Source organism: Telluria sp. ZB4P36 (assembly GCF_059685865.1).
This window is the reverse complement of sequence record NZ_JCASIE010000017.1, coordinates 26,138-40,288: the sequence shown is the minus strand read 5'-3', so window position 1 is coordinate 40,288 and position 14,151 is coordinate 26,138. Positions and strand designations below refer to the sequence as shown.

At 64.0% G+C, this 14,151-nt stretch carries 16 protein-coding genes and 1 pseudogene; 8 read left to right on the top strand and 9 right to left on the bottom strand.

Going from position 1 to position 14,151, the window contains the following annotated elements; translation table 11 throughout:
- Positions 1-5 precede the first annotated feature (5 nt).
- Positions 6-1,895: an LTA synthase family protein gene (locus tag AC56LK_RS19495; protein WP_497186137.1), complete on the bottom strand. Its 1,890-nt coding sequence runs from the start codon at positions 1,893-1,895 to the stop codon at positions 6-8.
- A gap of 377 nt (positions 1,896-2,272) precedes the next feature.
- On the opposite strand from AC56LK_RS19495, the gene AC56LK_RS19490 reads away from it, so the two are divergent.
- Positions 2,273-3,292, top strand: a complete 1,020-nt coding sequence (locus AC56LK_RS19490; protein WP_497186136.1) for a hypothetical protein — start codon at positions 2,273-2,275, stop codon at positions 3,290-3,292.
- A 20-nt stretch (positions 3,293-3,312) separates the two neighbouring features.
- Here the strand turns inward: AC56LK_RS19490 and AC56LK_RS19485 are convergent, their stop codons facing one another.
- Both AC56LK_RS19485 and AC56LK_RS19480 read right to left on the bottom strand, forming a co-directional pair.
- Positions 3,313-3,831 carry a GNAT family N-acetyltransferase gene (locus AC56LK_RS19485; protein WP_497186135.1) on the bottom strand — a complete coding sequence of 173 codons (519 nt, stop codon included), beginning with the start codon at positions 3,829-3,831 and terminating at the stop codon, positions 3,313-3,315.
- A 136-nt stretch (positions 3,832-3,967) separates the two neighbouring features.
- Entirely contained in the window at positions 3,968-4,360 is a 393-nt protein-coding gene (locus AC56LK_RS19480; RefSeq protein ID WP_497186134.1) for a hypothetical protein, read from the bottom strand.
- 72 nt (positions 4,361-4,432) lie between these two features.
- Between AC56LK_RS19480 and AC56LK_RS19475 the strand changes: the two are divergent.
- Positions 4,433-4,849 (top strand): annotated as a pseudogene (locus AC56LK_RS19475) (IS3 family transposase); the annotation flags it as partial.
- Positions 4,850-4,869: 20 nt separating this feature from the next.
- On the opposite strand, the gene AC56LK_RS19470 reads toward AC56LK_RS19475, so the two are convergent.
- The 3 genes from AC56LK_RS19470 to AC56LK_RS19460 form a co-directional block, all read right to left on the bottom strand.
- A complete protein-coding gene (locus AC56LK_RS19470) occupies positions 4,870-5,406 on the bottom strand; it encodes a peptide-methionine (S)-S-oxide reductase (RefSeq protein WP_497186133.1) in 537 nt (178 codons plus the stop codon).
- A gap of 100 nt (positions 5,407-5,506) precedes the next feature.
- On the bottom strand, positions 5,507-6,115 hold the full coding sequence (locus tag AC56LK_RS19465) for a PH domain-containing protein (RefSeq protein WP_497186132.1): 609 nt from the start codon (positions 6,113-6,115) through the stop codon (positions 5,507-5,509).
- 76 nt (positions 6,116-6,191) lie between these two features.
- Positions 6,192-6,722 carry a dihydrofolate reductase family protein gene (locus AC56LK_RS19460; RefSeq protein WP_497186131.1) on the bottom strand — a complete coding sequence of 177 codons (531 nt, stop codon included), beginning with the start codon at positions 6,720-6,722 and terminating at the stop codon, positions 6,192-6,194.
- Between the two features lie 87 nt (positions 6,723-6,809).
- Between AC56LK_RS19460 and AC56LK_RS19455 the strand changes: the two genes are divergently transcribed.
- From AC56LK_RS19455 to AC56LK_RS19445, 3 genes are all read left to right on the top strand, one after another.
- Positions 6,810-8,108 carry a M20/M25/M40 family metallo-hydrolase gene (locus AC56LK_RS19455; RefSeq protein ID WP_497186130.1) on the top strand — a complete coding sequence of 433 codons (1,299 nt, stop codon included), beginning with the start codon at positions 6,810-6,812 and terminating at the stop codon, positions 8,106-8,108.
- 89 nt (positions 8,109-8,197) lie between these two features.
- Positions 8,198-9,658, top strand: a complete 1,461-nt coding sequence (locus tag AC56LK_RS19450) for a PQQ-dependent sugar dehydrogenase (protein ID WP_497186129.1) — start codon at positions 8,198-8,200, stop codon at positions 9,656-9,658.
- 15 nt (positions 9,659-9,673) lie between these two features.
- A complete protein-coding gene (locus AC56LK_RS19445) occupies positions 9,674-10,117 on the top strand; it encodes a thioesterase family protein (RefSeq protein ID WP_497186128.1) in 444 nt (147 codons plus the stop codon).
- A gap of 6 nt (positions 10,118-10,123) precedes the next feature.
- On the opposite strand, the gene AC56LK_RS19440 is transcribed toward AC56LK_RS19445, so the two are convergent.
- Positions 10,124-10,507, bottom strand: a complete 384-nt coding sequence (locus AC56LK_RS19440; RefSeq protein WP_497186127.1) for a hypothetical protein — start codon at positions 10,505-10,507, stop codon at positions 10,124-10,126.
- Positions 10,508-10,650: 143 nt separating this feature from the next.
- On the opposite strand from AC56LK_RS19440, the gene AC56LK_RS19435 reads away from it, so the two are divergent.
- From AC56LK_RS19435 to AC56LK_RS19425, 3 genes are read left to right on the top strand one after another with little or no spacing between them, the layout of a single operon-like run.
- Positions 10,651-11,262, top strand: coding sequence for an RNA polymerase sigma factor (locus AC56LK_RS19435; protein ID WP_497186126.1), 612 nt, complete (start codon positions 10,651-10,653; stop codon positions 11,260-11,262).
- 7 nt (positions 11,263-11,269) lie between these two features.
- The gene (locus AC56LK_RS19430) at positions 11,270-11,767 is read left to right on the top strand and encodes a hypothetical protein (protein ID WP_497186125.1); all 498 of its coding nucleotides are present in this window, start codon (positions 11,270-11,272) and stop codon (positions 11,765-11,767) included.
- 29 nt (positions 11,768-11,796) lie between these two features.
- Entirely contained in the window at positions 11,797-12,906 is a 1,110-nt protein-coding gene (locus AC56LK_RS19425; RefSeq protein ID WP_497186124.1) for a hypothetical protein, read from the top strand.
- 60 nt (positions 12,907-12,966) lie between these two features.
- On the opposite strand, the gene AC56LK_RS19420 is transcribed toward AC56LK_RS19425, so the two are convergent.
- Positions 12,967-13,455, bottom strand: coding sequence for a DUF3016 domain-containing protein (locus AC56LK_RS19420; protein ID WP_436107736.1), 489 nt, complete (start codon positions 13,453-13,455; stop codon positions 12,967-12,969).
- A 163-nt stretch (positions 13,456-13,618) separates the two neighbouring features.
- The gene (locus AC56LK_RS19415; RefSeq protein WP_497186123.1) at positions 13,619-14,113 is read right to left on the bottom strand and encodes a DUF3016 domain-containing protein; all 495 of its coding nucleotides are present in this window, start codon (positions 14,111-14,113) and stop codon (positions 13,619-13,621) included.
- Positions 14,114-14,151: the final 38 nt, after the last annotated feature.

Here is a 14,151-nt window from a genome sequence, read left to right as displayed (position 1 = left end):
CCGGTTCAACGCGGCAAACGGTAGCGTTGCTCGCGGTAGAGCAGCGACGGCAGCATCACATGCGCCATCGCCCTGGCGACCCGCTGCTGGTCCGGGGTGCCCGTATTTGTATCCAGTATACCGGTAGCGGCGTGGTAGTCCGCCTGCAGCGGCGACTGCCCCGGACGCAGGATGGTCGCCGATCCACCCTCCAGCCAGGCATAGTAATTGTTGAACTGCATGAGGGCACGGCCGGGGGCTGTGCTGTCACGAACGAAATCCCGGCCGATCATCGGATGCTCGCTCGACACGCCGAGCAGCGACAGCAGGGTAGGAGCAAGATCGATCTGGCTTGCAATGCTGTCGATGCGCTTCGGCTGGACATCGGCACCGAGGATCAGCGCCGGGATATGAAATTTCTTGATCGGCACCAGGCTATTGCCATATACCCGATTATCGTGATCGGCAACGATCAGGAAGACCGTGTCTTTCCAGTACGCTTCCTTCTTTGCTTGTCGAATAAATTTTCCGAGGGCGAAATCGGCATACTTGACTGCGTTGTTCACCGTCTGCTTGACCGGATCGTGCAGTGCGATTTTCCCGTCCGGGAATTCGAAGGGTTCGTGGTTGGATGAGGTAAAGATCAGGCTGAAGAAGGGCTTCTTTTCAGCGTGCAGCTGCGCGAGACGTTCCAGCGATTTGTCGAACAGGTCTTCATCCGATGCGCCCCAGCTTCCGATAAAGGCGGGCCGCATTTCCTTCATGTCGACGATTTTCTGGAAGCCGTTTCCGGTAAAGAAGCTGCGCATATTGTCGAAATGCGCTTCTCCGCCATACACGAACTCGGTGTGATAACCCTGCTGCCCCAGTCCCGCCGCCAGCGTATAGAAGTTCTGCTGGGCCAGCGACAGCTTGACGACGCTGCGTGCCGGCGTGGGCGCGTAGCCGGCCACCACCGCCTCGATGCCGCGGACCGAGCGCGTGCCCGTCGCGTACATCTGCTCGAACCACCATCCTTCATGCTTGAGCTTCTCGAGCTCGGGCGTGACAGGCAATCCACCGAGCGATTCGACGAAGGTCGCGCCCAGGCTTTCCTGCAGAATGATCACCAGATTGAGCGGGCGTGGACGCGCGATCGCGGCTTCCTGCCGGTGCATCGTGGGAAGCGCGCTGTTGTCGAAGCGCGCGTCGCGCAGCCAGGGCGCCGCCCTCACTTCCGCCAGTACCCGCTCGCGTGGCATATCGCCATAGATCTCGGAGGAAACCGCCTCATTCTGCATCGAGCGCCAGGCCGTCAGGACCGACCACCCCGAATTGATGATCAGGGAATTCACCATGGCGTCGCCGGTGAGGGCGAACATCGCCGGGTTGGCCGGGCGATGCCCGGTCGTCGAGCGTACCTGCATGAATACGGCGAGGCATGCCAGCGGCCAGACCAGGAGCAGCTTACGCGCGGGCCACATGGCCGTATCGGTCGATGCGCGGCGCAGCAGGACGACGATTGCCGCACCGAGAAGGAGGGTCATGCAGACGCCGCCGATCAGCGCCACGCGGAAGCCCTTCCACAAGGTGGCGAACACCTCGCGCGGGTAAGCCAGGTATTCGATGAACAGGCGGTTGGGGCGGACATCGTACTGCATGATGAACTGCGGCGACGACAGTTCCATGAAGAGGATGAAGATAAGGGCGAAGGTCCCCCAGTACGCGACAAAGGCGTTCCAGAAGCGTGCGGAAGACCGGTGCGCGGCGAGGGGTGCGATCAATAGCGGGATTGCCGCGAAATAGCCCAGCACAATCAGGTCGGCACGTACGCCCTGGATCAACATCAGGCTGGACAGGCCTGTGGCCTGCACCCTCTCCCACTGCCAGATCACGAGCGCGATGCGCGACAGGGACAGGAGGGCGAGCCCGATCATCAGCATCTGCAGGATCCCGGCATAGGGCCCGGCCCATCTGGTGATGCGCGCGAGCCGCTCCCCGCATGATTGAATTTTGCTGCGGATACCTGAGGTTCGAACGACCATTTCTACCGATCTAAAGCTGCTTGAATAAGCAGGAGCGCACTGCCCCTGGCTGGCGCCTTATCCTGGACAGCTCAGCATTATCCAGACGTTAGCGGCGCGTTAAGAAAGCGTTAAACCGGAAAAAACTGATCAGCTACGTGATTCTTTCTTCAAGCTGCTCCGTCAGGATTGACGGGGCCGGGCGTGCATGCAGATACTGGGGCCCTGCCCTGCTCCTTACGCCCCCCATGCCGATGACACCCCTGCTGCGCTGCCTCGTTTGTGCTTCCATGTTCGCCAGTGCGCACGCAGCTGCGCAAACCGCACCGGCCAGCCCGGTCCAGCAGGTGGTGGCTGAACCCGGCAGGATCGCCGCCAAGCCGCTGTTCCGCGATCCGGTGTTCGACGGCGCCGCCGATCCCGTCCTCATCCGCAACCCCGCACGCGGCAGTTGGTGGATGTTCTATACCAACCGCCGCGCCACGGCCACGGGTCTGCCAGGGGTGTCGTGGATACATGGCACCCGGATCGGCATCGCCGAATCGCGCGACGAGGGCGCCAGCTGGAGCTACCTCGGCACCGCCGACATCGAGCTGCCGGCGGCGCTGGCCGGCGCCGAGCCGACCCACTGGGCGCCCGACGTGGTGCGCGCCGACGACGGCAGCTACCACATGTTCCTGACCGTGGTGCCGGGCGTGTTCACGGACTGGAACCACCCGCGCCGCATCGTCCACCTCACCAGCACCGACCTGCGCACCTGGCGCAATGCGCGCGAGATCCCGCTCGCCTCGGACCGCGTCATCGACGCAGGCGTCGCCCGCCTGCCCGGCGGTGGCTGGCGCATGTGGTACAACAACGAGCGCGATCACAAGTCGATCTACTACGCCGACAGCCCGGACCTGGTCACCTGGACCGACCGCGGCAAGGTGGTGTCCGACCAGGCCGGCGAAGGACCGAAGGTGTTCCAGTGGCGCGGCGCGTGGTGGATGATCACCGACGTCTGGCGCGGCCTGGCCGTGTACCGCTCACAGGATGCGCGCACCTGGACGCGCCAGCCGGGCAACCTGCTGCAACAGCCGGGAACGGGCATCGACGACGGCGTCATCGGTGGGCATTGCGACGTCGTGGTCAAGGGCGACCGGGCGTGGCTGTTCTACTTTACGCATCCGGGGCGCCATGGGGCGGACGCAAAAAAGGATGGAGTCGAGCAGCGGCGCAGCACGATTCAGGTGACGGAGCTGATCCTGGAGGGCGAATCGCTGCGGGTGGAGCGGGATGCGCCGACGCGGATTGCGCTGGGCGGCGGCTGAATGCGCCGATCGCAGCCGCCTCAGGTACGCTCACGCATGTAACTATTGACTTCCTTGCCGTTCAGCTCAGTTTTCATTTCGTAGGTCATACCCAGGCGCTCGGCAACACGACGCGATGATTCATTGCCAGAAGCAATCAGTGCCCGAAGCTTCGGCTCACGCCGAACCTCGAAGGCATAATTCAAGACTGCCGCCGCCGCTTCGTTCGCAATGCCTTTTCCCCAGAATGCGCGATAGGTATTCCACCCCATCTCCATCACAGTTGATTCGTAGCGGAAGAAAGCTCCCACGCTGCCAACCAGCCGACCTGTCTGCCGGTCCTCTATTGACCACCAACCGGCCTGGTTCAGGAGCCATAATCCGGCATGCGAGTTGAAGATGCGCCAAGCGGTCTGACGGTCTGCCGAGCCTAAATGGGCCGAGCTTTCAGCATTCGACAAATGATCTGCAAATGGTTCGAAGTCTTCGACACGATATTCCCGAAGCGTAAGCCTATCTGTGTGAAGGCGAGGCACGGAAATCGTCAAGGCGTCATTCATGAGAAGTGCATCCTTCAATGTTCAGATGATGTTCACCTTCTGTGGAAGGTGTGCTTGGGGCCCGAAATGGCTGACTGCTCCCGTTTCGGCTATTCCGTGAACTATTTGGGACAACTTAGTGTTTGGCGCTTGACCATCAAGCGCCGGCCGGCGGATCGACGATCAATTCGGGTTGTAGGGCGCGGATGCGCAATTCCGTGAAGTAACCGCCGGCCTCGTTGTAGCGCAGGTAGTGCCGGCCGCAGTCGAGGCAGCGCGCCACGGCGCAGCGGTTATAGGGGTAGAAGGCGGGGGCGATCGGGGCGGCGTCGCTGTCGTAGCGCGTACCGGCCGGATGAAACTCGGCGAAGGTCGGTTCGTCGTAAGGATCGTCGAACAGGGTGCCGACTTCTTCGAAGCGGTCCAGTTCCAGACCCAAGGGCAAGGCGCGCCAGGCGGTGAGCGATTCCTTGTTGCAGCTGCACGGCGCGGTCACCGAGGCGGAGGCCTGGGCCAGGCGCATCAGCGTTTCGAAGGCGATTTTCGGCATCTGTAACCTGTCGGTGTGTTTCTCGATATTGTAGGCGCAACCGGCGCTTGGAAGTGGTGGAAACATTCAGATGAGCACGGCGTTTCCGCTGCTTTCTGGGGAAGCGAAACAGACATTCGGTAGCGTCTGCTCTCGACCGTGGGAGCTGGAGGAGGAGAACCGGCGACTCAAGAAGATGTATGTCGAGGAACGCCTCAAGGCCGAGATCGTCGCGGAGGCGCTCACAAAAAAATGGTAGCGCCATCTCAGCGGCGGGAGATGGCGCAATGGGCGGTAACGGAGCGCTCAGCGACGGTCAAGCTGGCGTGCCAGGCATTTGGCATCAGCCAGACCTGCTACCGGTACAAGGCCAAGCTGAACGCGGAAAACGTCCTCATTGCCGACTGGCTGGTACGGCTGACGAACAACCAGCGTAACTGGGGCTTCGGCTTGTGCTTCCTGTACCTGCGCAACGTCAAGGGCTTCAAATGGAACCGATCTCGGAAGTTCGCACGCGTCAGGATTCGCGGCTACTCACCTGCCGACCTCAGTAAACCGCCGAATTCCTTTCTCAGTAGCGCCAGCTTCGGGTCGATATAGGTGGTGCAAAAGGGGCCGCCGGCATTCTTTTCAGAATAGCGCTGAAAGCGCTCATCCGATGCTGTGAAGGTTCGAAAGGGAAGGATTCGGGTGACAAGAGGCACATCGAATCCTGGCCCGACTTCTATCAGGACCCGCCGTGCAGCCTCGGCCTGGACCTCATCCATCACATACACCGCGCTGCGATACTTGCGCCGCATGGAGTGGTTCGATGTGCTTGAATGCGTCCGCAAATGGATCTCGATCAAGGACCCAAGCGAGATTTTGTCTGGTTGAAAGGTGAGCAGCACGGCTTCGGAGAAATTGTCGTCGGGCGCGTCGGCCCGGATAAACCCCTGCTCCACGCGGATAACGCCGCGAAGAGCAGCGAACACGGCTTCGGTACACCAATGGCAGCCTCCACCAAAGCCGATTCTCTGCACATCAACAGACATCAACGATTCACCTTGCGACGCTGCATGGGTCATGACGCCACCGCTCCCACATCACCAATATCAGCCACGACATCGCCAGCGCGACAACTCACTTATTAAGTGACTTGTCGCCCAACGACTTTCCGTCGTGAACTCAGTTGTGAATGTACTTCGCAAACACATCACTGAAATCGCGCTTGGTGTGCGTCTCGAACATCGCCGTATTCAAGGCCTCCAGCAGATCGCTGTACAGGGCAACCAGCCCGCCTTCGCCGTGGGCGACATTCAGCTTGTGCACCGACGCCGTGGCATCCAGCGCACGCAGCGCATTGTCGCGGGACGCGGCATCGCGCTTCTGCTGCTTGCCGATCGAGATCAGCGCCTTGTAGATGTCCTTGAGCTGTTCGATAAAGGTCTTCTTCACGTCGATCGAAAACACCGTGTTGTCGACATTGAACTTGAGTTCGACATCCATATCCAGCGTACCGGCGGTCTCGATGCTGACGGCGGAGATCTGGTGCGTCGCATAGTCGTAGCGCTTGATCGAACGCTTCGAGGACACGGCCGAGTCGCCGTCCACGTGGATCAGCGCGAGGTTGGTGAAGCAGTATTCATCTTTCTTGCTCTTGATGAGGAAGAAGATCTGTTCGCCGTCTTCATTGAACAGGTAATCGTCGGCATCGACCTTGCTGTAGTCCGCAGGTCCGACGATGACGCCGATATCGCTGATGCCCAGTGCTTCCGCCGCCAGTTTCTTGAACATGATCGTCCTCGCGTGATGAAAGCACCTAGATTAGCATTATTTAAATCCGGCAAATCTCTTTCCATCAAGCCCAGGATCAGGCGGGAACGTAGCGCAGCCTGATCACATCCTCGTCGATCCGGTCGTGTGCCACCAGGCGCAGCCTTGGCCGCGGTCCGGCGAAATAGGGCTTGCCCTGCCCAAGCACGACGGGGTGCAGGTAGATGCGGTATTCGTCGATCAGGCCGAGCTCGGTGAGGCTGCGCGCCAGGTCCGGCCCGGCGACTTCGATTTCTCCGTCGTGTTCGGCTTTCAGCTTACGGATCGCGTCCGCCAGATCGCCCTCGAGCAGCTTGGCGTTCGGGCCGACCGCTTCGAGCGAATGCGACACCACCCACTTCGGCTGCCTGCGCCATGCCGCCGCAAAAGCCTGTCGGTCGGCATCCCATTCGGGATGCTCCTCGTCCCAGTAGCGCATGATCTCGTAGATGCGGCGGCCGTACAGGCTGCCCGTCTGCGCCCGCGCCTCCTCGATGAAGTGGCGGAACAGCTGCGTGCTGGGCGCAAACGCCATGTGGTCGACGTAGCCGTCCAGCGACTGGTTCATTCCGAATACGAGCTTGGCCATGGCAAACCTTTCGCGATGAGACTTTGCAGTGTGCATCAGGGTGAGAAGCTAGTAAAGTTGCATATCTTCATTACACAGGATGCCGACATGCCGCGCAAGCTCGCCCTCTCCTTCGTCCTGAGCGTCCTGCTCGCCACGGCCGCCCAGGCCCAGGGCCTGTCGCCCGTCGAGCAGCGCATCGCCGACGAGGTCAAGGCCTGGCAACCGGAGGCGATCAAGCTGCTCGAGCGCAGCGCGCGCATCAACAGCGGCACCTTCAACCTGGCGGGCGTCCGCGCCGTCGGCGACGTCTATCGACAAGAGCTGGAAGCGCTGGGCTTCAAGACCGTGTGGATCGACATGCCGGGCGACATGAAACGCGCCGGCCACCTCGTCGCCAACCGCATGGGCAAACAGGGCAAGCGCCTGCTGCTGCTCGGCCACCTCGACACCGTGTTCGAGCAGGATGCGCCCGGTCCGCTGTGGGAACGCGAGGGCGACAGCGCACGCGGCCAGGGCGTCGGCGACATGAAGGGCGGGAACGTGGTCGTGATCGCCGCACTGCGCGCCCTGCACCGCGCCGGTGCGCTGGACAATGCCACCGTGACCGTGATGTTCACCGGCGACGAGGAAGACGCCGGCCACCCGCGCGAGGTCTCGCGCCGCGACATGGTCGAACTGGCGAAACGCAGCGACGTCGCGCTCAGCTTCGAAGGCGCCGTCACCGGTCCGGAGGGCCAGCCCATGGCCACGGTGGGACGGCGCGCCACCGCCAGCTTCGACCTCGACGTCAAGGGACGGCAGGGCCATTCGCAGGGCGTGTTCGGCCCCGGCGGCTATGGCGCCGTGTACGAGGCCGCGCGCATCCTCGACGGCTTCCGCCAGCAGGTGGTCGAGCCGGGCCTGACCTTCAATCCGGGCGTGATCCTGGGCGGCACCGACGTCGCCTTCGACGAAGCCAATGCCAAGGGCGCGGCGGCCGGCAAGACCAATGTCATCGCCAACACGGTGACCGTGCGCGGCGACCTGCGCTACCTCGACTACGCCCAGCGCGACCGCGCCCACGCGCGCATGCGCGAGATTGTCGCGCACAGCCTGCCGGGCGCCAGCGCCAGCATTTCCTTCCGCGATTCCTATCCGCCGATGGCGGTCACGCCGGGCAATGTGAAACTGCTGGAACTGTATTCGCAGGCCAGCCTGGACGCCGGCCTGGGCGCAGTCGGGACGGTGCCGCCGACGGCGCGCGGCGCCGGCGACATCCAGTTCATTGCGCCCATCATCGACAGCCTGGACGGCCTGGGCGCCAGCGGCGGCGGCGCGCACTCGCCGAACGAGCGGGTCGACCTGACTTCGCTGGAGCGTTCCGCGATCCGGGCCGCACTATTGATGTACCGCCTGACCCGCTAGGAGGCGCGCACGGCAGGCGGATTTCAATGGCATAGCTTGCCGCTTCGCTGCACAATGGGCTACCGATGTGCCGCTTCCTGGAGGCTGTCATGCGTGCCTGGACCACCTTGTTGATCGTCATTTCCTTCTGCCTGACAGCCTGCGGAGGCGGCGGCGGCAATCCCGGCACCGTGGGCCCGGGGCCGAACCCGAATCCGCCGCCGGCGGCCACCACCGGCACCCTGGCAGTCACCGCCAGCGGCCTGCCCACGGGCACCAACGCCTCGATACGCGTCAACGGACCCAGCAATTTCCAGCAAGACCTCACCGCCTCGCAGACCCTGACCGGCCTGGCGCCCGGCAGCTACACCGTGACCGCCGCCCCCGTCACTGCCGGCGGCACCACCTACACGGCCTCGCCCACCACCCAGAGCGCGGTCGTTACGGCCGGCGCCACCGCCAGCGTCACGGTGGCCTACGGCGGCGCGCCGGTGAACATCGCGCTGAGCCAGGTGGCCTCCAACCTCGACAACCCGACCTTCCTCACCGCTCCGGCGGGCGACGCACGCCTGTTCGTGGTCGAACGGCCGGGCCGCATCCGCATCGTCGACAACGGCAATACCCTGAGCGCGCCCTTCCTCGACATCAGCAGCCGCGTCTTCACGGGCGGCGAAGGCGGCCTGCTGTCGATGGCCTTCGACCCGCAGTTCGCCAGCAACCGCTACTTCTACCTCTACTACACCGATCCGCAGCAGAACATCGTGATCGAGCGCTTCAGCGCCGGCAGCAATCCGAACCTGGCCGATCCGACCTCAAGCCTGGTCATCCTGCGCATCCCCCACCCCGGCTTCACCAACCATTTCGGCGGCCAGGTCGCCTTCGGCCCGGACGGTAACCTGTATCTCGGCACCGGCGACGGCGGCGGCGCGGGCGATCCGAACCGCAACGGCCAGAACCTGAATTCCCTGCTGGGCAAGCTGCTGCGGATCGACGTGCGCAACGCCAGCGCCGCCCAGCCGTATGCGATCCCGGCCGGCAATCCCTACCTCAACCAGGCCGGCCGGCGCGCCGAGATCTGGGCCGCCGGACTGCGCAACCCCTGGCGCTTCAGCTTCGACGGGAGCCAGCTCTACCTCAGCGACGTCGGCCAGGACCGGCGCGAGGAAGTCAACATCGGCGCCGCCGGTGCGGCCGGCCTCAACTACGGCTGGAACACCATGGAGGGCACGCTGTGCTACAACGCCGCCACCTGCGACCGCGCAGGCCTGACCCTGCCCGTTTTCGAATACGACCACGGGACCAACGACGCCAACGGCTGCTCGATCACGGGCGGCTTCGTCTACCGCGGCAGTGCGATTCCGGGTCTGCAGGGACGCTATTTCTATTCCGATTACTGCGGCGGCTTCCTCAAGAGCTTCCTTGCCGGCGGCGGCAACGTCAGCGAGCAGCGCGACTGGAGCGTGGGCGACATCGGCAACGTGGTCTCCTTCGGACAGGATGGACAGGGCGAGCTGTATCTCATGACGTCGCGCGGTATCGTCTATAGAATTGGACGATCCGCGACTCCATGAGCTTACAATAGAGAAATGGCACGATTACAACTCTCCTTCCCCGAAGACCAGTTCTACTATTCCACCCCGATGTCGGTGCGCGTCACCGACATCAACGCCGGCAACCACCTCGGCAATGATTCGATGATCTCGATGATTTCCGAGGCGCGGGCGCGCTTCCTGTTCGAGTTCGGCGTCGCCGAGACCGAACGCGACGGCACCGGCATCATCGTCACCGACCTGGCCACGACCTACCGCGCCGAGGCGCATGCGCGCGACCAGCTGCTGTTCGAGGTGGGGGTCATGGACTTCAACAAGTACGGCGGCGACATCATCTTCCGCATCACCCGCCCGCGCGACCGCAAGCTGATCGCCATGGCCAAGTCGGGCTTCGTCTTCTTCAACTACAAGACCAGCGAGGTCGTCGTCATGCCGGAAGAGTTCCGCGGCAAGTTCGACCGGGTGAACTGGGTAGATTAAAAGCGTTCAGCTCTGCGGGAGGGGCTCACGAATCCGGATCCGCTCGGCTTCGGCCGGGCACTCCTCGAGCCTGGCGTCACCGGCGTCCACCGGACCGTACCACTGACGCTCGTCCGCAAAGCCCCCGGTGCGCAGGATCCACAGCTTGCGCGTGGCGCTGTCGAACAGGATCTTGTACCGGAATCCGTCGCTGACGAGTTCCACCCTGTTGATCGACAGGTGCAGCAAACGCCCCTCCTTCGACGGGCTCGGATGCGCCACGGCCGGGATGGTGGTGATGAAGCCGCCGGACGTGATCCCATGGCGCTCCGCCAGCTGATTCAGCTGGGGGCAGGCGCCGGCGTCGGTGACGCTCAGGGCGGCCGCGATCGCCAACACTGCAATTTTCATGGTCGCTCCTGTCTGGGGGCTGCTCGTCCTCCGGACGATAGCAAAGTTTCGCCTCCCAAAAACACGCGGATTGTTTCAGGCGGCCTCCAAAATAGTTGGAACTTTTCCTTCCCGCCGGCGGAATACAGGTAAAGATGACGACCATGACCGCCCTTCCACCCGACACCGCCGACCACGAACTGCTGCGCCAGACGCATGCGGGCCGCGCCGACGCCTTCACGGCACTGTACCGGCGCCACCAGGGACCGCTGTACCGCTATGCGCTGATGCGCTGCGGCGCGGCGGACATGGCGGCCGACGTGGTGCAGGAATCCTTCATGGGCCTGCTGACCCGGCGTTTCGGTTTCGACCCGCTGCGCGGCCAGCTGCAGCACTTCCTGTTCGGGGTGGCGCGCAACCTCATCCTGAAAATGGAAGAGGCGCGCCAGCGCCAGGTGGCGCTGCCGGAGCCCCGGGGGGAAGAGGATCAGGATGGCGAGCTGGATCTGGATATCGCCTGCGAAGGCGCCGAGCCGCTCGCCCGCCTGCTGGGCAACGAGGCGGCCGAGCAAGTGCGGCGCGCACTGAGCCTGCTGCCGGCGTACTACCGCGACGTGGTCATCCTGTTTGAACTGCATGAGCTGTCGTACCAGGAGATCGCCATGGTCTGCCAGGTCGACATCGGCACCGTCCGCTCGCGCCTGTCGCGCGGCAGGGCGGCCCTGGCCAAGCGCCTCCAGGCGCACGCGCCGGCAAGCCACACGAATGGAGCATGAGATGGATATGAATTTCAGGGACAGGAACGAACAGCCGGACGCCGGTCTCGACGCCGCCTTCGCTGCCCTGCGCGGCGAACTGGCCGGCATCGACACGCCGCGCTGCGTGGAAAAAGAACTGCTGCAGGCCTTCGCGCAGCAGCACGCACCGAAGCGCCGCTGGTACCACGCCCTGAGCCTGCCGCAATGGGGCACGGCCGGCGCCCTGTGCTCGCTGACGGCGGTGGTCCTGCTGCTGGCGCAGTCGCCGCACCAGGCGGTGAGCGTGGACAGCCCGCCGCCGGTCAGCTTCGACAACGGCGGCGCCTTCGTCGCCCTCGATTCGCTCGAGCGGATCGAAGCCGAACCCGATGCCCAGCTGATCGAGGCCGAGGTGCCGCGCACCGCGCTGGCGCCGCTCGGCGTGACGGTCAGCCCGGACAACGCGGCCGACACCGTGCGCGCCGAAATGCTTGTCGCCGCAGACGGCCATCCGCTGGCCGTGCGGCTCACTTCCACCAACTAGGCCTTAACCATCACCCACAAGAGGACACGATGAAAACCACGAAGATCTTGATTGCAGCACTGCTGGCCTGCGCCTTCGCACCGGCCCTGGCCGGGGACATGGGCTTCGAGGACGACCCGCAGGTCGAGCGCCGCATCGTCACCCGCGGCGGCGGCGACCTCCACGCCGGCATGAACTTCGTCGACGCCGCCGGCGGCGGTGCGACGATGGTGCACATGGCGAATCCCCGCATGGTCAAGAACGCGCCATACAGCGCCGAGATGGTGTCGGAACGCATCCAGACCCTGGGCGACGGCAACCAGATCGTCCGCAAGACCAGCACGATGAGCTACCGCGACAGCGCCGGCCGCACTCGCACCGACGTGCGCAACGAAGACGGCGCTGTGAGCCTCGTGACGATCCACGACCCGGTGGAAGGCGTGCGCTACGTCCTGCGCCCGCACGACAAGACCGCGCTCAAGATCAAGACTCCCGACACCACGGCGCTCGCCGCCCGCCAGCTGGCCCGTGCCGCCGCCGAAGCACGCGCATCGGCCACCGAAGCGCGCGTCGCCGGCGCCGAGGCCCGCATCGCCGCCGACCAGGCACGCATCAGGATCGAAGAACTGCGCCGCGAAGGCAAGCTGCCCGAGGGCGAGCGCGTGATCATCAAGCAGGTCGAGCGCTCCGCCGGCGCCGCGGGCGAGCACAAGGACGTGCAGATCCGGATCGCCCAGGTGGCGGGCGCGCACGCCGCGGCGCGGGTGGCGCCGATGATTGCCGGCGCGCTCGGCGAGCACAAATGGGCCGCGAAGGCCGACACCAAGGACCTCGGCACCCGCGAATTCAGCGGCGTGAAGGCGACCGGCGTGCAGCGCAGCTACGAGATTCCGGCCGGCGAGATCGGCAACCGCAACCCGATCGTGGTCAGCACCGAGACCTGGACTTCGCCGGAACTGAAGGCCGTGGTGTACCAGAAGCGCAGCGACCCGCGCAGCGGCGACTTCGTGTTCCGCACCGAGAGCCTGAAGCGCGAGGAACCGGCAGCCGCCCTGTTCACCGTGCCCTCGGATTACACCGTGAAGGATACGGCGGCCATCGTCAAGGCCGCGGCCGAGAAGGCGGCTGCTGCCCGCGCCAAGGTCGAGAAGAACGGCTGACCGCAGCCAGAAAAGGAAAACGGCGCCGCGGCGCCGTTTTCCATGCCCGTTAAAGACCGCTCAGGACTTCTTCTGCAGGATGGTCTTGTTGAACCAGTCCTCGATCATGCGCTTTTCGTAGCGCAGGCGGTCGCCGTCGGACATGCGGTTGACGCGGCCCAGGTAATTCATGTCGGTCAGCTTGGCATTGCCGCTGGTGAGCACCTGGCCATTGGCGCTCAGGGTGTAGCGCAGCTCCATGATGGGCCAGTCGGCGCCGCCCTTCAGGATGCGCAGGTCGCGCGCGCCGCGCGAGTTCGGGTACTCGCGTCCGGCGAGGTCGATCTCGGTCACGTCCACCGTCAGGTCCTGGCCGGCGGGCAGGGACTTGCCCAGTTCGGCGAAGAAGCTCGCCAGGTCGTCCAGCACTTCCTTCCGTTCCCATGGCGCGAACGGCAGGTCCGCAAACTTGTCGGACTCCACGTAATTGACGGTCACGCCCGCCGAGGCGGCGCCGGCACCCAGCGCGAGGACGGCCGCGAGGGCCGTCTTGCCGATCAAGGCTTTCATTGCAGTTCCTTTCGTTGTTCCATATGCATCCGTATATTGAATATACGCCCTTTGCGCCGGCTTTCCAGTCCCCGGTTTGTCGAAGTTTTGTATCCAGATGTTAGAAGCAGAAAGCAGGCGAAAAAAAAACGGCGCCGCGGCGCCGTTCGTCCATCCAGCCGCTTCAGCCGGGCTTTTTGTCCAGGAAGGTCTTCTTGAACCAGGCTTGCAGCATGCGCTTCTCGTAGCGCAGGCGGTCGGTTTCCTGGGAACGCTTCATCATGCGGTTCATGTAGCTCACGTCGTTGATCTGGGCGGTGCCGCTGTCGATCACCTGGCCGTTGGCGCTCAGGCTGTATTGCAGCTCGATCAGCGGCCAGTCGGACTTGCCTTCGAGGACGCGCATGTCGCCGCTGGCACGGTTACCCGGATATTCGCGGCCGGCCAGGTCGACGTTGTAGATGTTGATGGTCAGGTCATGTCCGGCCGGCAGATCTTCGCCGAGCTTCTTGATGTAGTCGGTGAGGCCCTTCAGCACCTCTTCGCGCTCCCAGTCGGTGCTCGGCAGGTCCGCGAACTGGTCCATGTTGACGTAATTGACGGTCACGGCCGCCGAGGCGGCGCCGGCACCCAGGGCGAATACGGCGGCGATAGCTGTTCTAGCGATCAAGGACTTCATCTTCATCTCTCTCCGTTTCGTTGTTCAATATTTTTACC